The organism is Adlercreutzia sp. CNCM I-6215 (genome assembly GCF_977072315.1).
In genome coordinates this window covers 257,190-275,923 of sequence record NZ_CDRVMA010000001.1, presented here as the reverse complement: position 1 = coordinate 275,923, position 18,734 = coordinate 257,190, and the positions used below count along the sequence as shown (strand labels likewise).

The window sequence follows — 18,734 nt, the reverse complement described above, 5'->3', positions numbered from 1 at the left end:
TGTAACGGGGAATTGAAGCATGGGAAGCAGGAAAGGAGAAGGAAGCTGTCCGGCTCGGAGGGGCCGAGGGAACCCGTGCTCAAGCAATGGCTCGCTTTGTGGAACAGCCCACTGGGCTGTTCCAGTCGCTGCGCAACCTGCGCGCGGGCCCCCTCGGCCCCTCCGAGCCTACTCAACTTCGGTTGCTTCGGGGACAGACGCAATCTCTTCCAGGAACGCTTTACCGTAGGTGGCGAGTTTTTTCTCGCCGACGCCGGGGAGGGCTAGCAGCTCCTCTTCCGTGGCGGGGCGGGCGGCGGCCATAGCGGCTAGGGTGGCGTCGTGGAAGATGACGTAGGGCGGCACGGCGGCCTCCTGGGCCAGGCGCAGACGCAGGGCGCGCAAACGCTCGAAGAGATCGGCGGCGCCAGGACGGGCAGCCTTCGGCGGTTTGGCCGCGCTCCCCTTGCGCACCTTCGGCGTCTGCTTGATGCGCAGCGCAAAATCGGGCTCAGCGGCCTCACGGTAGCGGGGGCCGAAGCCCACAAGCGGGAACTTCCCCTCGGTGATGGCGAGATACCCGTCGGCAGCCAAAAGTTCCACCACCTCCATGAGCAGGGCGCGCCGAGCCTCGGAGGTGCCGTAGACCGGCAGGTTCACCAGGCCCCACTGGCGCAGATTCTCGGTGTCGGCGCCGCGCAGCACGTCCACCACCGTCGTCTTGCCGAAGCGGCCGCGCAGAGCCTGCACGCAGCGCATGATGGCGCGAGCCTCGGCGGTGACGTCCACGGCCTCGAATTCCCCGTCGCAGTTCGAGCAGCACCGCTTCGCCGACGAGCTTGCAGAATTTTCCTCGGTCGGGAGGGCGGACCAAGATCCGCCCCTACGGAGGGTGGGGTCGCAGGCGGCATGGCCATCGCGGGAGTCTGGGGCGCAGGCAGCACCGTCAAGCAGGTTTGCGCCACCGGCACCCGCCCCACCGTAGGGGGCGACCTCGGTCGCCCCTCCCTGCGACGGAAGAGCCCCATCCCGAGCATCCTCCCCGAAGTAGCGGAGGATATAAGAGCGCAAGCAGCCGGTGGTGTAGCAGTAGCCGACCATGGACTCCAACATGCGGCGGCGGCTCGCGCGCACCACCTCGGCCTCCTCGGCCGTGAGCCCCTCGTGGGTCGATTCCTGCTCGATGAAGAAACGGCCCGTGGCGATGTCGCCGTCGCACCACAGAAGCAGGCATTCGGCCGGGCTTCCGTCGCGCCCGGCGCGGCCGGCCTCCTGGTAGTAGGCCTCCACCGACCCGGGCATGTTGTAGTGCACCACGTAGCTGACGTTGGACTTGTCGATGCCCATGCCGAAGGCGTTGGTGGCCACCATGACCGGGGCCGTATCGTTCACGAAGGCCCGCTGGTTGCGCTCGCGCTCCTCGGCGGTGAGCCCCGCGTGGTAGCGGGTGGCCGCGATGCCGCGCTCGCGCAAGTGGTCGCACACCTCCTCCACCGTCGCCCGCTTGGCGCAGTAGACGATGCCCGACTCGGCCCGTCGCTCGTCGATGAAGGCATCCAGGCGCGCCAGCTTCTGCTTGGGCTCGCGCCGCTCCACCGCGAAACGCAGGTTGGGCCGGTCGAAGCCCGTGACCGTACAGGCCGCGTCGCGCAGGCCCAGAAGGCGCACGATGTCGCGGCGCACCAGATCGGTGGCCGTGGCCGTGAGCGCCGCCACGGGAGGGCGGACGGGCAGCTCAGCGATGAACTGGCCGATGGAGAGGTACGAGGGGCGGAAGTCCTGACCCCATTGGGACACGCAGTGGGCCTCGTCCACGGCGATCAGCGCGAGCCGCGCCGTACGGGCGAACTCGGCGAAGCGCGGATCGGCCAGGCGCTCGGGAGCCACGTACATGAGGTCGTAGGCGCCCTCGGCCGCCCGGCGCAGCACCTCGGCCTGCTGTCCGGGCGCCAGCGTGGAATTCAGGTACGCCCCGCGGATGCCCGCTTCCTGCACGGCCCGAACCTGGTCGGCCATGAGCGACACGAGCGGGCTCACGACGAGCGCCATGCCCTCCATGACGACGGCCGGCACCTGGTAGCACACCGACTTGCCGGCACCGGTGGGCATGACTGCCAGCACATCGCGACCGGAAAGGAGCGCCGAGACCACTGCCTCCTGCCCCGGACGGAACGCGTCGTAGCCGAAACGGCTCGCCAGCACAGCCCGTGCCTGCTCCATCTTCTGATCCATGAACGTTCCCCGCCTTCGGTCGCCTCGTCTTTTGCAAGCCAGTATAGCGGGTATCGGCTCTGCCGTGGTCGCGGCAAAGCCGTCCCAAAACCGTCATCGGTTCCCGGCGCTTTCCCACACCGACCGCTGCGGCGTCGCCATTGCGTCCGCCTCAGCCGAATCGCGCCGACACGCAGCACCGCTACCCCAACCGCGCCAGCGCGTCCTCAGCAGCGGTGAGCACCTCGGCCACCTGATCGGGATCCATGGCGGAAAGCGGCACGCGGGGTTCGGGAGCCGCTGAGAAGTCGCCGATGGCCATGCGCAGCCACGCCACATCGTGCCAGGCGCCCAGCTTGTAGCCGGCCTCCTTCTGAATGCCCATGAGCGCAAAGCCCAACTTCTCATGCAAGGCCAGACTCGCCTCGTTGGGCACGGTGATGAGGCTGTAGGCGTTGCGCACGCCCTGCAGGGCCAGAAGGTCGATGAGCGCCCAGAACAGCACGCTGCCCCATCCTCGGGAGGTGCAGCCCGGCGCGAAGTAGATGGACAGCTCGGCGTTCCACGCATAGGCGGCGCACTCCCCCAGCCGGTGCGCGTAGGCGAACCCGACGATGGAGCCGTCCTCTTCCACCACCAGATAGGGATAGTCGCCGATGATAGAGGCCATGCGACAGCGGAAGGCGTCCAACGAGGGGGTCTCAGTTTCGAACGTGACCGCCGTATCGCGGATATAGGGCGCGTACACGGCCAGAATGCCTGCCGCGTCTGCCTCCGTCGCCAGTCTTACCGTGCGCACAACCGAACCTCCTTTGAATCGCCTGCGTGACGCCGTGACAACTATTGTATGCTCGCACCCATCGCCGTCAAAAGGCGAACTGGCGAGCGGAGGGGAAGCCGCGCGCTACTCGTACTCCACCACGGCCAGATCCGCCGGGCCGCTCACGATGAAGCCTACGTCGCGCACAAAACCGCCGGCGGGAACGTTCCCGTTGTGGGCGCCGTTGGCGACAGTGAGCCGCGTGCCTGAGGCCGAAGCCTTGCAGTTCCACGCGTCCTCCAAGGTCACCTCGCCGTTGAAGGGCACCACGACCGACCAGCTCTTCACGCCGGCGCTGTAGTTCGAGCCGGCCATCTCGTAGCGGAAGAAGGTGCGGCCGCCCTCCTCCCAACGGTCGGCCACCTGGAAGGTCCACTGCAGGGTGTCGTCGGCGGAGACGAGCATCTGGGCTCCGGCGCTGTTGTCCTTCACCTCGGCCCGGGCCAGCGCCACCTCCTCGCGGGAAAAGCCGGGGCTCTTCAGGGTGTCGACGAGCCATAGGCCCTCGTCAGTGAGGTCGTCCAGGGTGAAGCCGGAGGTCTTCGCGCAGCCGGGCTTGAACAGGGCCGCCGTCTCGTCCTTATTCGACAGGTTCCAGCAGATGTAACTCACGTCCAGCTCGTTCATGAGGCGTACCCACAGGTTCGCCGAAGCGTAGTCGATCTCGCCGGCACCGCTTGCCTCGCAAATGCCGAACTCGGTCACGAACACGGGCAGGCCGCCGGCCACCGCCGTGGAAAGCGCACGGCGCAGGTCATCTTCATGAGTGGCGGCGTAGAAGTGCAGCGCGTACATGACGTTGGCGTCGGGCAGCGGGTCGGCCGCCGCGGCGGCGAGATCCTGGGACCAGGTGGGCGTGCCCACGACGATGACCGCGTCCGGGTCGTTGGCGCGAATGATGGGGATGATCGCCTCAGCGTAGGCCTTGATATCAGCCCACGTGGTGCCGCCGTTGGGCTCGTTGCAGATCTCGTAGATGACGTTGTCCGCGTCCCCCAGGGCGCCGGACACGGAACGGAAGAACTCCTCGGCGGCCCACTGGTTCGTGGCGGGGTTCGCATCCGACAGGGTGTGCCAGTCGACCACCGCGTACAAGTCGGCGGCCTGGGCGTACTGGACGCCGCGCACCACCAGGTCGTTCAGCGCCGTGCGGTCGCCCGTCTCCGTGGCGTAGCCGCCCTCTTCCGCCGAGTAGGTGGCCAGGCGCACAACGTTGGCGCCCCACACGTCGCGCAGCTCGGTGAAGAACTCCTGGTTCACGTACTGCGGGTACCAGGCCAGACCGTGGGTGGAGACGCCGCGCAGCTGCACCGGCTCGCCGGAGGCATCGGTGAGCTGGGCGCCGACGACTTTAAGCGCGCCGGTCGTGGAAGGGGTGGGCGCGGGGGGCGCGGCCTCCTCGGACGGGGCCTCTCCCGCGGCGGCATCGGCCGGGGCCGCCGGCTCTGCCTCCAAGGTGTCCTGGGGACGGCTCGCGGGCTCTTCCACCACCAGGGCATTCGAGCCCCCGGCCGGGGCCAAGCCGCCCACCGTCATGGCCAGGGCCACGCCGACGCCCGCCAGCGCCACGAGCACCGCCACCGCGATGCCGATGCGCGCGAACCTTGCCCGTCCCGCCGTCTTTCCCATGGCACCCTCGCTTCCAGGGCCTATCGGCCCGCTCACTTCCAGGACCTAGAGGCCCGATCGTCCTTCGTCAGGCTCGCCATTGTACACCGCCGCCGGCGCCAGCGTCACTTCCACACACATTCCCAAGGCGCAGGCCACATCCGCCAGAAGATCGGAGGTGATGTTGGCGCGACCTCGCTCCACGCGGCTGACGACGGCCTGATCCACCAGGGCCCTCTCGGCCAGCTGTTTCTGCGTCATACCCTGCTCGCGGCGCGCCTCGGCCACCGCGCGCCCGATGGACTGGCGCAACTGGCGCCGGTCGTCCAGTATCTCGCCATCGTCATCGACGGGAAACGGCCCGCGCAGCACGAAATAATCCTGCGAACAGGCCCCCTTCCCAATAGCGAGCAGGGCGAACTCGCTGTATTCCCGGAGGCCATTCGCCCTCAAGACCTCTCCCAGGTTCTGCCGTCCCGGAGGCACCACGCGCTCGGCCACCCAGCGACGCGCCCACGCAGGCCCTATCGCGCGCTCCCCCCTTTCGACGAACGAGGAGAAAAGGAACGGCACCTCTTCGGGGCCTGCGCCCTCCGCTATCTGGATGCCCCATTCGTCGCGTTCGGCGTCGTAGAAGAGACGGCCGCAGGGAACGGCATTGCGGGCGCGGCCGTCGATGATGTCGAAGGCGAACACGACTACCCCTCCCTCGACAGGCCGTCCGACCGGCTCTCGACGACGATGCCCCCCGCGAGCAGATGCTCCCAGCGCCGTGCAAGCATCTCGCGCATCTTCGCAACATGGGCATCGGATACCGCGTGGCCGATGCCATCGGTCAAGGCCCGTATGCGCCCCTCGCCGAGAGGCGGCATTGGCAGGGGCGTCTCCACCAGCTCGCCCACGAAGCGCAAGTTCTCTTCCAACGAGCGCGTCCCCAGGTAATTGTTGGCGTTCACGTCGCTTAAGGGGTCGAAGGCGCGCACGCGCTCCTCATCCCCGTAGCAAGAGAACACGAAGGACAAGCCGCTATCGAACAGCGGCGCGAGGCGCACCGAGCCTTCGGGGCTGCGTATCACCTCTATGTTTGCGCCGTGGCGATCCCGATTGGCGATGAGATAATCAGCAATGATGAGGGCCGCCACCTGCGGGCCCCAACCGTAGCGCCGCGCAAGGTCGAACGGCGACTCCCCGGGGCGCCGGTTCAAGTCGTAGAATAAATCGAAGGCCATCTTGCGCTCGTCGGGCGCGCGGAAGCTCGGCGACTCGTTGAGCCACGTCTCGCGCTCTTCGCCGTCGATGACCACGAGCCCGTGGATGAGCCGATAGCGTGCATGGGGAATGCCCAGGTGCTCCATCACGCGGCCGGCCAGAAGCTCATTGACACACTCATGGCCGTAAATGCCCCGGTAGCTGTCGTAGCAGGAGAGCTTGTAGTAGCGGCGCGCCCTCCCCTCGCCGGCCCGCGCCTTCGGGAAGGTGCCGCTCGTTCCCGAGGTTGTCGTGCGCTCGTCCCAGCGCAGGTGGCGGAAATCCTGCAGCTCCGCAACCAGATCGTCCATAACCCCTCCCTTCAATATGATTTTTGCATCATATCACAGAAAGAGATCAGACGGTCGCCTCTTTCAGCAGTGCAGCGCCGAGGGCGAGGAATTCCTGCTGGGTCAGGGTTTCGCCGCGGCGGCGGGGGTCGATGGCGGCGGCATCGAAGATGGCGGGAAGGTGATCGACGATGTCGGCTCCGTCGAGGACGAAGGCGCCCCCAACACCACCAGACAGGGCGCCATCCACGGCCCTTAGCCCAGCCGACGAACCCGAGGCTCCCAGCAAGAGCGAGCCGCGGCCGGAGAAGTAGGTCTTGCAGGAGTTGGCGATGGTCTTGCGGCGGTTGGCGAAGGCGGCGTCGGCTATGAGAGCCGCAGCAGCGATGACCTCCGGCGTGGCAGGTGCCCCATCGGCCATGAGCGGCACGCGACGGTTCAGGCGGATGACGGCGGAATCGACCCGGGGCGGCGGGAAAAAGTTGCCCGGGCCCACGGGAAAGCGGCCGGCCGGCTCGGCGTGCAAGCCGAGCTTCACGGTGTAAGCGCCGTAGTTCTTCGTGCCCACGGCGGCCGCCATGCGGTCGGCCACCTCCTTCTGCACCATGATGGTGGCGGAGTCCAAGAAGAGGAAGGATTCGAAGTAGTCGAGCACGACGGTGGCGGCCACGGCGTAGGGAAGGTTCGCGACCAGCTTGCTGGGAAGACTCGGCTGAAGCTCCTCCTGAGGCACAGCCACGCGGTACCTTGATTCGCTCAGACAGTCCTCGCTCTGCGAAACAGCCCACTGGGCTGTTTCGTTCGCTGCGGAACTCGCTCGGTCAAGGCACCCCGTGTCTGCGCCGATCTCGGCCATAGCCGCAACAATGTCATCCCCGGTTACGTCAAGGGCGTCCTTTTCTATGAGAGCGAACTTCTCGCGCCAGGGGTGCAGGGTGTCGGCGAGGACGGCGGGCAGGTCGGGGTCGCGCTCGATGGCGACGACGCTGGCGGCGTGCTTCAGGAGCGCGATGGTGAGCGTGCCGATGCCGGGGCCCACTTCCAAAACGCGGTCGGCCTCGTCCACCTCGGCCAGGGCGATGATCTTCTTCAGCACGTCGTCGTTCACGAGAAAGTTCTGGCCGAGCGTGTACTTGGTGCCGATGCCGTGGGCCTCGAGCACCGCGCGGGTGGCACTCGGCGTAGAGAGCGGCGACAGGCGCCCGTCGCCGCCGGCATAGCTATCGGTGGCCGCCACGGCCGTTGCCCTTCTTCTTGGTGTTCTTCTTCCCGTAGGCCGGGCCGCCGCCCTTGCCGGAGGACTTGCGCGGGCCGCGGGAGCCCGACTTCGGGGCATCCTGCTTAGGGGCGGGCGCCTTCTGGCTTACGGACAGCTTCGCGCGATCCTTCGGGCGGTGCTCGGCAGCTTCGGTCGTCCCGTCGTTGTCCTCCTCCTCTTCGACTTCCTCGATTTCTTCCACGCCCTCCACTTCCACAACCTCATAGTCGTCATCGAAGTCGAGGCCCAGGGCGCCGAAGCCGCCCACGGGGGGCAGCGGGTACTCCTCGGCGTCGGCCGTGATCTCGCCGTCAGCGCGAATCTTCCCCACCCAGTCGAGCACGAGCTCTACGGCAAAGCCGGCCACGGACAGCGCCGAGCGCACCGTGCCGATGAGCGGCTCGAAGCCGTGGGGATCGCCGCCGACTCCTACCACGTGGATGACCGCAGGGCGCTTGGGCCGCGTGCGCAGGTCGGTGAAGTAGTAGGGCTGCAGGCGGTCGAGCAGCGCCTTCATCTGAGCCGGCACGCTGGCGAAGTACACCGGGCACACCACGATGAGCTCATCGGCCGCATCCAGGTGCTTGCGCACCTCGTTCATGTCATCGTCAATGACGCAATGGTGGAACAGAGCACCGGATTCCGCCACCGTCTCTTGAGGCAGCAGCGGATCGCCCTCCTCGAACACGTGGATGGGCTCCTCGGCGACGGCGCGGCACTCATCGCAGCCGATACACGGCCGCACCTCGGTGGACGACACCGACACGATGGACACCCCGTCCTCCGGGCACTCCTCGATGCAGGCATTGAACAGCTCGTCGGCCAGCGCGGCACTGCGCCCATCGGCCCGACACGACCCGTGCAAAATCACTCTATGCATTGCTGCTGCCTTTCTGCCACGGGGTGGGCTTGCGGTTGAGGAGGCGCTGTGCGTTCTCGTAGAGCTGGGCGAGCAGGGCGGCACGGGCCTCGGGCGTCGTGGCGCCGCGGACTTCGCAGAGCACGTCGGCGGTGTAGATGGTGTGGGCGGGGCCGCAATCGGTGCCGCGCAGAGGCTCGGGGGTCATGTAGGGCGAGTCCGTCTCGGTGAGCAGGCGATCGGCCGGTACCAGCTTGGCGGCCTCGCGCACCTCGTCGGCGCGCTTGAAGGTAAGCGGGCCCCCGAAGGCGATGTAGCAGCCGGCCTCCACCCAACGCGCCACCTCAGCGGCATCCAGGTTGAAGCAGTGCAGAAGCGTTCCCGCCTCGGGAAAGCCCTCCTCTTCCAGAATGGCGAAGCCGTCGTCGTGAGCCTCGCGCATATGCAGCGCGATGGGCAGTCCCGCTTCCTTGGCCAGGCGAATCTGAGCGCGGAAGATCTCGCGCTGCACATCGCGCGGCGACAGGTCGTAGTGGTAGTCGAGCCCGATCTCCCCCACCGCGCTCACGCGGCGGTCGCGCAAACGCTCGCGCAGGGCGGCCTTAAGCTCCGGCGCCCACTCCTTGGCGTTGTGCGGGTGCACGCCGGCCGCGATGCGCACGTGGGGCACCGCCGGAGCGGCGACAATGCCGGCCGTGCCATCGTCCTCTTCTTCCATGACCTTCAGATCGCGAGCGGCCTCCATGAGCCAGAGAGGCAGGACGTCGAAGGTGGCGAAGCCGTCCTCGGCCGGATCGACGATGGTCTCCACGAAGGCGACGCCGTGAGCACCGCCGCGGGCCAACTCGCAGGCCGGATCGGCCAGCATCTGCAGATGCGCATGGGTGTCGGCCACCGGGCCTTCCAGCACCGGCGAGGGCATCACACGCCACTTCCCCCCTTTGCGCTTCTGCCGAAACAGTGCGTCATAAAAAACGGGATCTTGGTCTCTCATGATCGCCTACAGCTCGGGCAGATTATCCACATCCAGGCGGGGGAAGAGGGGGTCGCCCACCTCCACGGCGACGCTGGCGGGCAGCTGGCCCCAGGCCGTGGCCTCCTGGATGTCGGTGGTGTCGGCGATCTCTCCCAGGCCCAGGCGACGGAACACCTCGGCCGAGGTGTTCGGCATGAACGGCGCCATGTACAGGGCGATGATGCGGATGGCCTCCAGACAGTTGTAGATGACGCCGGCCAGCTCATCGGCGCGGGCGGGATCTTTCGCCAGCGTCCAGGGGGCGCTCTCCTCCACGTACAGGTTCACGCGGCTCGCCAGCTTCTGCACCGCCGCCGCGGCCCCGGTGAAGTCCACCTCGGCCATGCAGGCGTCGTATTCCGCGTACAGGGTGTCGGCGATCTCGCGCAGGGGGTTGTCCTCGGAACCGGCAGGCGCCTCGGGCACGCGGCCCTCGAAGTACTTCGTGGTCATGTTCGTCACGCGGGAGACGAGGTTGCCCCAGGTATTGGCCAGATCGGCGTTGTACACCTGCACCATGCGCTCCATGGAGATGGAGCCGTCGTGGCCGAACTGCACGTCGCTCATGAAGTAATAGCGGTAGGCGTCCACCCCGAACACGCGCACCAGGTCGGCCGGCATAAGCCCGTTGCCCTTCGACTTCGACATCTTCTCGCCCTTGGTGAGCAGAAAGCCGTGGCCGAACACCGTGTGGGTGATGGGCATGCCAGCGGCCATGAGCATCGCGGGCCAGATGACGCAGTGGAAGCGGGTGATGTCCTTGCCCACAAAGTGGTACTGAATGGGCCAGCGACGATCGAACTCGGCCTCGCGCTCGGGGTCGCCGTAGCCGATGCCCGTGAGGTACGCGATGAGCGCGTCGGCCCACACGTAGAACACGTGGCCCTCATCCCACGGCACGGGGATGCCCCAGTCGAAGCTGGAACGGGAGATGGACAGATCCTGCAAGCCGCCCTTCACGAAGGAGACGATCTCGTTGCGACGGCTGACCGGCCGGATGAAGTCCGGATGCTCGTCATAGAAGGCGAGGAGTTTGTCCTGGAACTCGGAGAGCTTGAAGAACCAGTTCTCCTCGCCCGAGGACTCGTAGCGCACCGGGCGCTTGCAGTCGGGGCACACGAACTCGCCGTCCTCGTTCTTCTCCAAGTCGCTCTCAGCGTAGTAGGTCTCCTCGTGCACGCAGTACCAGCCCTCGTAGGCGCTCTTGTACAGCCAGCCCGCGTCGTAGAGCCCCTGCCAGAACTTCTGCACGGCACGGGTCTGGCGATCCTCGGTGGTGCGCACGAAGTTGGTGTAGTCGATATCCAGCGTCTTCCACGCATCGGTGAAGGCCGGGGCCAGTGAGTCGCACCAGGCTTGCGGGGTCATGCCGTTCTTTTCGGCGGTCTCGGCGATCTTCTGGCCGTGCTCGTCGGTGCCGGTGACGAACGACACGTCGTAGCCGTTCATGCGCTCGTAGCGCGCGATGGTGTCGGCGGCCACCGTGGTGTAGGCGGTGCCCAGATGCGGCGCGGCGTTGATGTAGTAGATGGGCGTGGTGACGCCGAAGGTTCCCTTAGGCATAGCGGGTAAGACTCCTTTTCCGGGCGCAGGCGGCCGATGACACCGCCGCTCCCCTTTAGGGTTGTTGCGTGCAGGCTATCTTAACACAGGGAAGGGCCGCACGATCCTTCGACTCCGCGCTGCGCCGTAGGCGCGTGATGGCGCGGGGCCGTGAGGAACCAGGGCGGCAAGGGTCGCGAGGGACGCGAGCGCCGCAAGGATCAGGAGCGCCCGAGGATTCCACCCAACGTTGCCGCAAGATCCTTTACGCTGATGGGCTTGGAGAGATGGTCGTCGGCGCCGGCGCGCTTCGATTCCTGCACATCCTCGGTGAACGCGTTGGCCGAGAGCACCACGACGGGCAGCGCGCGCAAATCATCGCGCTCGCTCTCGCGGATGCGGCGCGTGGCCTCGAGGCCGTTCATGACGGGCATCTGGATATCCATGAGCACCACGTCGAAATGGCCCGGCTCGCTCGCGTCCAGCGCATCGAGGGCCTCCTGGCCGTTGGCCGCCGTCTCGGCCGCCGCGCCGAGGGACTCCAGCAGCGCCACGGCGATCTCGCTGTTAAGCTCGTTGTCCTCCACAAGCAGCACGCGCACGCCGCTCAAATCGGCGCCCCTCGGCGCGGGCGCATCCCCCTGCGAAACATCGCACAGGGCGTCGGCGTCGTCGCTTTCCTCGAGGGAGCCTTTCGCGTCCCTTTCCACATAGCGCATGCTCACCCGCACCGTGAACACCGTGCCGCGACCCGGCTCGCTTTCCACATCAATCGTGCCGCCCATCAGCGAGACGACGGACTGGGCGATGGAAAGCCCCAGCCCCGTGCCCTCCACGGACTCGGTGCGCGAGTCGTGCTCACGCGCGAAGGGCTCGAAGACGTGCGCCAGAAACTCAGGCGCCATGCCGCAGCCGGTGTCGGCGAAGACGAACTCGTAGTCGCTCGTCCCCTCGACGCGAGAGGCGTGCTCGACAACCCGCAGCGACACCGAGCCGCCCGCCGGCGTGAACTTCACCGCATTGCCGAGCATGTTCATGAACACCTGTTGCAAGCGAAGCCCGTCGCCCTCTACCAGCGGATGGGCGAGCCCTTCGAATTCAATCACGAAGGCGATGCCCGATTCTTCGCAGCGCTGCGAGAACATCGTCTCCATCTCGAGAGCCAACGCTCGCAGATCCACCTCTCCCACGGTAAGCACCAGGCGCCCGTTCTCGATCATGGAGAGATCGAGAACCTCGTTGATCAGCGCGAGCAAATGGTTGCTCGACAGCGTGATCTTCGCCAGGCAGTCGTCCACTTTCTCCGGATGCCCCTCGTTCATGCGCGCGAGCTCCGTCATGCCGATGATGGCGTTCATCGGCGTGCGGATATCGTGGCTCATGCGCGAGAGGAAGTCGCTCTTGGCGTTGTTGGCGGCAACCGCCGCGCGATAGGAGTCCTCCATGGCCAGCTGGAGCTGCTTCTCGCGCTGCTTGAGCGCCGTGACGTCCTGGGTTGTGTAGAGAAGCCGCGTCGGCATCCCCGCCGCGTCGCGCTGCACGCAGATGAGGTTGATGTCCTCCCGTTTGACGTCTCCCCCGCGATTCATCTGGTACTCGAAGCGGATCTCGTCGGAGCCGGGCGGCATGAGATCGATGATCGTGTGCTTGTCGTAGAGCTTGGCCACCTCCGCCTTGGCCTCGTCGCCCACGACCAGGCCCTGCAGGCGCTCTATCATGGCGGTGTAGGGGCCTTCCAACTCGTAGGGGTCACTCGGCGTGACCGGGCCGCTCATGTAGCGGAACCGATCGGCATCCAAATCCATGAGCACCAGCCGCTCGGTCAGCTTGGCCACCCCGCGCTGCACGTCCTCCCGATCGCGCATCGAGCGGGTGAGCGAGCGGTGGCGGCGGTTGTTGTAGAAGATAATGCCGGCAATGACGAGGACGAATACCACCACGATGACGAACAGGGCGTTCCAACCGCCTTCATTGGCCTCGTTGATCATCTGCTCGGTAGCGGCGGCCGGGAACGTCTCCAGCATCATCCAGCCGAGACCCGGCACCTCGCGAAGGCACACCGAGCCCGTGCCGCGCTCAGCCTGGTAGCTGTACGTGACCGTCTCGTGATTGGCAAAAGCGCGCTCCAGATCGCGGGCGCCAGAGGTGGCAGAGGGGTCGGCCTGCGCCTCTTGGATAAGGTTCCTGCCAACATAGGAGGAATCCGTGGCGGCCACCACCTCCCCGGTGGGCAAGCACAGCATCACCTGGGACGCGTAGCCGAAGAAATCGCCTGACAGAAGATCGGCGAGCCGGTTCTCGCTGTAGTGGGCCAGAAGCAAGCCCACGACCGGGCCGTCCGCGCCCTCGCGAACCGGTGCGAAGAAGTACACGAGGTTCTCGTGGGTCATGCGGGTGTTGAATACGGCCTCGATGCCAGATTCGCCCGCCATGGCCCGCTTGAAGTAAGAGCGATCCGACACGTTCACCGGCTCGTGCTGGGGCGAGTGCTGCATGCCGTCGACATCAACGAAGTCGATGGTGTCGAAAGGCGAGGTCTCCTCCACGCTGATGAGCCATTCCTCGCTGGTGACGATGTCGGTCACATCCGCCGACTCCGAGGCAAGGGCGGCGATAGTCTCGATGTCTTTCTGCGTGTTCTCCATGAGGGTGGAGACCAGCACGCAGGATTGGGCCGTGGCATCAGAGACGTACTGGTTCGCCTGGGCAACGATGCGGTTGCTCGTCTGCTGCATGAAGGTGGACAGCGTGACGACGACCGCGATGAACACGAGAACGAAAGCAGCTATGGAGAGCCAGTACTTTTTCCCCTCGTCTTCCACAGCGTCCTCTCTCGTCGCGGCACAGGTAATTACACATGATACGCGAAAGAGGGCAGCTGAGAGATTACAAGTTGGAACCAGCGGCGGGAGCGGCGACGTCGGCGAGAGTCAGCCCCGAGAGGTAGTCCCCGATGGCCGCCTGAAGACCGCCCCACACGCGGCGGGACGGACAGCCCTCGGCGCGCTCGCAAGTGGAGAGCGACCCCATACAATCGAGCAGCTCCAGGCCGTCCTCGGAGGCGGCGACAATGTCGGCCAGCGTGATGGAGGCCGCCTCACGGGCCAAGCGGTAGCCGCCCTGGTTGCCGCGGGTCACATCGAGCAGCCCCGCGCTGGCAAGCGGCGCGACGACCTGCTCGAGGTACTTCTTGGAAAGCCCCTGGCGATCGGCGACGTCCTTCAAGGCCACACGGCCCTCCCCCTGGCTTTGGGCCAGGTCGATCATGAAGCGCATGCCGTAACGGGTCTTCGTCGAAATCTTCACCGGAGGTCGCCATTCTGGGTAAATCGTCGGGAATATGGTAACAATCATAGGAGGTTCTTGACAATCTCCGCAACCCGTCTATATTAATCTCTAGCAAATTACTAGACTTAGATGGAGAAGCTCGATCACGGCCCTGAACCGTGCCGGGCGAACCCATCCCCAACGCGGAAGCAGGAGCATCATGAGCCAGATCTACCTTGACCATGCGTCCACGACGCCTGTCCGTCCCGAAGTAGTGGAGGCCATGACCCCCTATTTCACCGAGCATTTCGGCAACCCCTCCTCCATCTATCCTTTGGGCCAGGAGGCCTCCGATGCCGTGGCCGCCGCCCGCGAGAGCCTGGCCGGCCTTATCGGCGCAACGCCGCGCGAGATCTTCTTCACGAGCGGCGGCACCGAATCGGACAACTGGGCCCTCAAGGGGTTCGCCCGGGCCAACGCCGCCAAGGGGCGCCACCTTATCACGAGCGCCATCGAGCACCACGCGGTGCTGCACACCTGCCAGGCGCTGGAGCGCGAGGGCTTCGAAGTGACCTACCTGCCCGTGGACGAGCACGGGCTCGTGAGCGTTGAGGACTTCAAGGCGGCCATCCGCCCGGACACCATCCTGGCCTCCATTATGTTCGCCAACAACGAAATCGGCACCATCGAGCCTATCGCTGAGCTGACGGCAGCTGCCCATGATGCCAACGTCGTTTTCCACACCGACGCGGTGCAGGCCTTCGGGCACGAGCCCATCGACGTGAACGAGCTGGGCATCGATATGCTGTCGGCCTCCTCCCACAAGATCTACGGGCCTAAGGGCGTCGGCCTCCTGTACGTGCGCAAGGGCGTGAAGCTCCAGAACCTCCTCGACGGCGGCCAGCAGGAACGCGGGCGGCGCGGCTCCACGGAGAACGTGCCCGGCATCGTCGGCTTCACCCGCGCGACCGAATTGGCCGCCGAGGAAATCGCCCCCGAGCACGACCGTCAGCTGGCCCTGCGCGACCACGCCATCCGCCGCATCCTGGAGGAGATCCCCTCGGCGAAGCTCAACGGCAGCTGGGAGAGCCGCCTGGCCAACAACGTGAACTTCTCCTTCGAGTTCATCGAGGGCGAAGGCATGCTGCTGCAGCTGGCCGCCCGGGGCATCTGCGTGTCCTCCGGCTCCGCCTGCACCTCCGGCTCGCTGGACCCGAGCCACGTGCTTTTGGCCATCGGCCTTCCCCACGAGATCGCCCACGGCTCGCTGCGCTTGACGCTGGGCCGCGACACCACCCTGGCCGACATCGACTTCGCCGTGGACTCGCTTAAGGCCACGCTGCAGCACCTGCGCATGATGAGCCCCCTGTACGAGGACTTCCAGCAGGGCAAGGTGGAATCGGTCATCGAGCGCTTCAAGGCCGACGGCTTCCCCTACGCGAACTAACATCACCCTATCACCTCCTTCATCGTCCTCCCCACCCATAGAAAGAGAGAATCCCTCATGGCCATGAACTACTCCGATAAAGTGATGGAGCACTTCACCAACCCCCAGAACGTCGGCGAGATCGAGAACGCGAGCGGCTGCGGCACCGTGGGCAACGCGGTGTGCGGCGACATCATGCGCGTGTACCTCGACATCGACGAGAACAACGTCATCCGCGACGCGAAGTTCAAGACCTTCGGCTGCGGGGCCGCTATCGCCACGAGCTCTATGGCCACCGTGCTCGTGAAGGGCAAGACAGTGCAGGAGGCGCTGGAGGTCACGAACAAGGCCGTCATGGAGGCCTTAGACGGGCTGCCCCCGGTGAAGGTGCACTGCTCGCTGCTGGCCGAAGAGGCCATCCATGCGGCGCTGTGGGACTACGCCGAGAAGAACGGCATCGTCATCGAGGGCCTGGAGAAGCCCGTGAGCGACATCTCCGAGCACGACCACGGCCACGGCGACGAGGACGACGAGTAGCCGCTGGCTCTCCGACAAGCCGCTGGTTCGACCCGGAAGCCCAAGGGCTTCCGGGCTCTTCTCTTTTCAAGCCGGCGCGTGCCGCAAAGTCGCCCACCCCTACGCTGCGACGACGATGACGTTCATGCCGTCGCCCGCGCAGGTTTGCAGCACCACCGACTCGCCGTAACCGGTTACCCGCGAAGCGATGGTCTTCCACGTGGCCGTCTCCTCCACCTGGAACACATCCCTCACCGTATAAGTGCGCTGCCCTCCCGAGCGGTCGCACACGACGACGGCATCGCCCGAGGACAGCGAACGCACCGGTGCGAACGAGCCGGGGTTATGTCCGACGAAATAGCCCCAGCTGCCGTCATCCACCGCGTCCGACCCCAACCACAGACCTCCCCCGGAGCTCGGCGTCGTGCCGCCGCGCACATCGCGGTAGGGAATGGCGGTACCGTCTACCACCAGCGTGCCAGGCTTGAGCGTTCCATCGACGTTCGATCCCTCATCAGATGGCACCTCTTCGGAAGCGGAAGAGTCGCCTTCCGCCGATGCTTCCACCGAAGGTTCGGGCCCGGGCGCGCTCGGCTGAGAGGCGAATCCCCCGCCTTCCGCCGCACTTCCGGACCCCTTCGACGCCTCCTGGCCGCCGCGCTGTTCGTCCGCCCGATCCGCCTCTTCCGAACACGCACCCGCAGCCTCGCCCGATGAGGCACCTGGACCCTCGGCAGAAAGATGAGCGTCCTGCGCCCCGGCGGCTTCGGCCGGCGTTTGCTCCCCTGCTTCCGTGGCAGCTTCCCGCGCCGCCGCGTCCGTTACCCTATAGGCCGCAAGCGCCTGCCGCACTTCGGCGCGATGGGAACGGGCCGCAGCGGCCACCTTCTCCTCCAACTTCTGGCCCACCAACGGAGCCCAAGCGTCCCCGGCTCTCACACTTTCCTCAGGCACGGACCCCTCACTTCCCCAAGCTACCGCGCCAAGCCCCAGGCCGGCGCCCAAGGTAAGCGCCAGCGCTCCTGTCACCACAGCCTTCTTTTTGCGTCCAACAACCTCTCCCATGCTCTCACCAGGCCTTTCGCTCTCAAAACCGAATGTTTGTTCGCATTGTAATGTAATACAAGCCCAATGAAAAGCCCTTTTAGTACAAAAGTTCGCTTCAATTTCGCAGTGCCGAATCCCGACGCTAGCGCAGCTTGGCGCGCCGCTCTTTCCAGTCAGGCATGAAAGTGCCCATAAGCGCGTGGAAGCGAGGGCCGTGGCCGCGCTCAAGCAGGTGGCACAGCTCGTGGACGACCACGTATTCCAAGCACTCCGGCGGGTAGAGGGCCAAGCGCACGTTGATGCAGATGCGGCCGGTCGAGGGCTGGCAGCTGCCCCAGCGACTCGTCATGTTGCGGTAGGCGATCTTGCCCGCCTTCACGCCCATGACGGGCTCCCACGCCTCGATGAGCGCCGGCACGCAGGCCGCAACGACCGCTTTCCACTGGGCCACTTCCGTAGGCGTGGCCGCGGCGGCCTCGACACGGGGCGATTGCGCGATCTCCTGCTGCTGGCGCTCTATCCAGTCGCGCTTCTCCCCCACGAACTTCCGGATGGTGGCGAGCGGCAAGTGCAGGGGCGCCGACACCTCGATGCGCCCGTCGGGAGGCTTTACCCGCAGGTGCATATTCTTGATGGCCTTGCGGGTGAGCCAGACCTCCAGCCCGTCGATGAAGACGAGCTCGGGAGGCATCATTTTTGCCGGACGCTTTCTCGCTGCTGCCATGAAATTATTCGACTCGCTTCGCTCGCTCAGAATGACACCGAAGTCATCGCGCGGCCTCCATGGCCAGGTTGTAGGCGTCGTTGCGGGAAATGCCGAACTCGGCGACAAGGTGCTTGGTGACCTCCTTGGTGCGCAGGCCCTCCGCCACCAGCTCGACAGCGCGCTCGGCAGCCGATGCCGCGGCCTCCTCGGCACCGACGGCCGCCTCCGTCTCGCCCGGGGCGTCTATCACGAGCACGATCTCGCCGCGAACGCCGCCGGGCTCCTCGGCACGGGCCGCGAACCGCTCGCGCAGCTCGGCGGCACTCCCCCGGGCCACCTCCTCGTGCAGCTTCGTCAGCTCGCGGCAGACCGCCACCTCGCGCCACGGCAGCACCTCGGCGATGACCGAAAGCGCCGCCACCAGCCGGTTCGGGCTCTCGTAGAACACGAGAGCCGCGTCCAGCCCGGAAAGCTCTGCGAGCACCGTCCGTTGCTCGGTCGCCTTGCGTGGGAAGAAGCCGCCGAAGTAGAAGCGCGAGCACACCGTTCCCGAGGCCACGTAGGCGCAGGCCGCCGCCGAGGCGCCGGGCAGCACCTCCACAGCAACGCCGGCCTCGCGCGCGGCGGCCACAAGTCGCAGCCCCGGGTCGGACACGCCGGGCATGCCGGCGTCCGAGCAGTAGGCCACCACCTCGCCGGCCGCCACGCGCTCCACCACGCCCGCAGCCCGCGAGCCGATCATCGCCTCGTCCAGCCGCGCGAGCCGCTTCTCGATCCCGAAGTGCGCGAGCAGCTTCCCCGTTACCCGGGTGTCCTCGGCGCACACCACGTCGGCCTCGCGCAGCGCCTCCAGCGAGCGCAGCGTCATATCGCCCAAATTCCCAATGGGCGTCGGCACGATGACGAGTTTTCCTGAAGTGCTCATAGGTACATTATATATGA

The 18,734-nt window shown here is 66.3% G+C and carries 16 protein-coding genes; 2 read left to right on the top strand and 14 right to left on the bottom strand.

Features of this window, described 5'->3' with window-relative positions; all coding sequences use genetic code 11:
• Positions 1–168: 168 nt before the first annotated feature.
• The 11 genes from ACW4LP_RS01120 to ACW4LP_RS01070 form a co-directional block, all read right to left on the bottom strand.
• The gene (locus ACW4LP_RS01120; RefSeq protein ID WP_455803387.1) at positions 169–2,211 is read right to left on the bottom strand and encodes a RecQ family ATP-dependent DNA helicase; all 2,043 of its coding nucleotides are present in this window, start codon (positions 2,209–2,211) and stop codon (positions 169–171) included.
• Positions 2,212–2,392: 181 nt separating this feature from the next.
• The gene (locus ACW4LP_RS01115; RefSeq protein WP_417177452.1) at positions 2,393–2,989 is read right to left on the bottom strand and encodes a GNAT family N-acetyltransferase; all 597 of its coding nucleotides are present in this window, start codon (positions 2,987–2,989) and stop codon (positions 2,393–2,395) included.
• 105 nt (positions 2,990–3,094) lie between these two features.
• Positions 3,095–4,639, bottom strand: coding sequence for a cellulase family glycosylhydrolase (locus tag ACW4LP_RS01110; RefSeq protein ID WP_417177453.1), 1,545 nt, complete (start codon positions 4,637–4,639; stop codon positions 3,095–3,097).
• A gap of 45 nt (positions 4,640–4,684) precedes the next feature.
• Complete coding sequence (locus tag ACW4LP_RS01105; RefSeq protein ID WP_302233558.1) at positions 4,685–5,314, bottom strand: helix-turn-helix domain-containing protein; 630 nt, start codon at positions 5,312–5,314, stop codon at positions 4,685–4,687.
• A 2-nt stretch (positions 5,315–5,316) separates the two neighbouring features.
• Positions 5,317–6,177, bottom strand: a complete 861-nt coding sequence (locus ACW4LP_RS01100) for a hypothetical protein (protein ID WP_147272677.1) — start codon at positions 6,175–6,177, stop codon at positions 5,317–5,319.
• A gap of 46 nt (positions 6,178–6,223) precedes the next feature.
• Positions 6,224–7,393 (bottom strand): ribosomal RNA small subunit methyltransferase A, encoded by a 1,170-nt coding sequence (locus ACW4LP_RS01095; RefSeq protein ID WP_241520657.1) that lies wholly within the window; start codon positions 7,391–7,393, stop codon positions 6,224–6,226.
• Positions 7,377–8,294 (bottom strand): flavodoxin family protein, encoded by a 918-nt coding sequence (locus ACW4LP_RS01090; RefSeq protein WP_451917886.1) that lies wholly within the window; start codon positions 8,292–8,294, stop codon positions 7,377–7,379. The genes ACW4LP_RS01095 and ACW4LP_RS01090 overlap by 17 nt, the downstream gene beginning before the upstream one ends.
• On the bottom strand, positions 8,287–9,195 hold the full coding sequence (locus ACW4LP_RS01085; RefSeq protein WP_302223931.1) for a TatD family hydrolase: 909 nt from the start codon (positions 9,193–9,195) through the stop codon (positions 8,287–8,289). The genes ACW4LP_RS01090 and ACW4LP_RS01085 overlap by 8 nt, the downstream gene beginning before the upstream one ends.
• Positions 9,196–9,273: 78 nt before the next feature.
• Positions 9,274–10,851, bottom strand: coding sequence for a methionine--tRNA ligase (gene metG / locus ACW4LP_RS01080; protein ID WP_302223921.1), 1,578 nt, complete (start codon positions 10,849–10,851; stop codon positions 9,274–9,276).
• 200 nt (positions 10,852–11,051) lie between these two features.
• Positions 11,052–13,652: a hybrid sensor histidine kinase/response regulator gene (locus ACW4LP_RS01075; protein ID WP_157012531.1), complete on the bottom strand. Its 2,601-nt coding sequence runs from the start codon at positions 13,650–13,652 to the stop codon at positions 11,052–11,054.
• 64 nt (positions 13,653–13,716) lie between these two features.
• Positions 13,717–14,136, bottom strand: a complete 420-nt coding sequence (locus tag ACW4LP_RS01070) for an RrF2 family transcriptional regulator (RefSeq protein WP_302223924.1) — start codon at positions 14,134–14,136, stop codon at positions 13,717–13,719.
• A 181-nt stretch (positions 14,137–14,317) separates the two neighbouring features.
• Here ACW4LP_RS01070 and nifS point away from each other — a divergent pair, with 181 nt between their 5' ends.
• Together nifS and nifU are read left to right on the top strand one after the other, a co-directional pair.
• Complete coding sequence (nifS, locus tag ACW4LP_RS01065; RefSeq protein WP_157012533.1) at positions 14,318–15,544, top strand: cysteine desulfurase NifS; 1,227 nt, start codon at positions 14,318–14,320, stop codon at positions 15,542–15,544.
• Positions 15,545–15,601: 57 nt separating this feature from the next.
• Complete coding sequence (gene nifU, locus ACW4LP_RS01060) at positions 15,602–16,060, top strand: Fe-S cluster assembly scaffold protein NifU (RefSeq protein WP_321203145.1); 459 nt, start codon at positions 15,602–15,604, stop codon at positions 16,058–16,060.
• 99 nt (positions 16,061–16,159) lie between these two features.
• Here nifU and ACW4LP_RS01055 read toward each other — a convergent pair whose 3' ends face one another.
• From ACW4LP_RS01055 to rsmI, 3 genes are all read right to left on the bottom strand, one after another.
• Entirely contained in the window at positions 16,160–17,104 is a 945-nt protein-coding gene (locus ACW4LP_RS01055; protein WP_157012534.1) for a sortase domain-containing protein, read from the bottom strand.
• 124 nt (positions 17,105–17,228) lie between these two features.
• Positions 17,229–17,780, bottom strand: a complete 552-nt coding sequence (locus tag ACW4LP_RS01050; protein ID WP_157012585.1) for a M48 family metallopeptidase — start codon at positions 17,778–17,780, stop codon at positions 17,229–17,231.
• A 73-nt stretch (positions 17,781–17,853) separates the two neighbouring features.
• Positions 17,854–18,717: a 16S rRNA (cytidine(1402)-2'-O)-methyltransferase gene (rsmI, locus tag ACW4LP_RS01045; protein WP_157012535.1), complete on the bottom strand. Its 864-nt coding sequence runs from the start codon at positions 18,715–18,717 to the stop codon at positions 17,854–17,856.
• Positions 18,718–18,734: the final 17 nt, after the last annotated feature.

Coding starts and splice junctions, on each gene's coding strand:
- ACW4LP_RS01120 (WP_455803387.1), bottom strand. CDS start 2,211: ATGGATCAGAAGATGGAGCAGGCACGGGCTGTGCTGGCGAGCCGTTTC.
- ACW4LP_RS01110 (WP_417177453.1), bottom strand. CDS start 4,639: ATGGGAAAGACGGCGGGACGGGCAAGGTTCGCGCGCATCGGCATCGCG.
- ACW4LP_RS01100 (WP_147272677.1), bottom strand. CDS start 6,177: ATGGACGATCTGGTTGCGGAGCTGCAGGATTTCCGCCACCTGCGCTGG.
- ACW4LP_RS01090 (WP_451917886.1), bottom strand. CDS start 8,294: ATGCATAGAGTGATTTTGCACGGGTCGTGTCGGGCCGATGGGCGCAGT.
- ACW4LP_RS01085 (WP_302223931.1), bottom strand. CDS start 9,195: ATGCCCTCGCCGGTGCTGGAAGGCCCGGTGGCCGACACCCATGCGCAT.
- metG (WP_302223921.1), bottom strand. CDS start 10,851: ATGCCTAAGGGAACCTTCGGCGTCACCACGCCCATCTACTACATCAAC.
- nifS (WP_157012533.1), top strand. CDS start 14,318: ATGAGCCAGATCTACCTTGACCATGCGTCCACGACGCCTGTCCGTCCC.
- nifU (WP_321203145.1), top strand. CDS start 15,602: ATGGCCATGAACTACTCCGATAAAGTGATGGAGCACTTCACCAACCCC.
- ACW4LP_RS01055 (WP_157012534.1), bottom strand. CDS start 17,104: ATGGGAGAGGTTGTTGGACGCAAAAAGAAGGCTGTGGTGACAGGAGCG.
- ACW4LP_RS01050 (WP_157012585.1), bottom strand. CDS start 17,780: ATGATGCCTCCCGAGCTCGTCTTCATCGACGGGCTGGAGGTCTGGCTC.
- rsmI (WP_157012535.1), bottom strand. CDS start 18,717: ATGAGCACTTCAGGAAAACTCGTCATCGTGCCGACGCCCATTGGGAAT.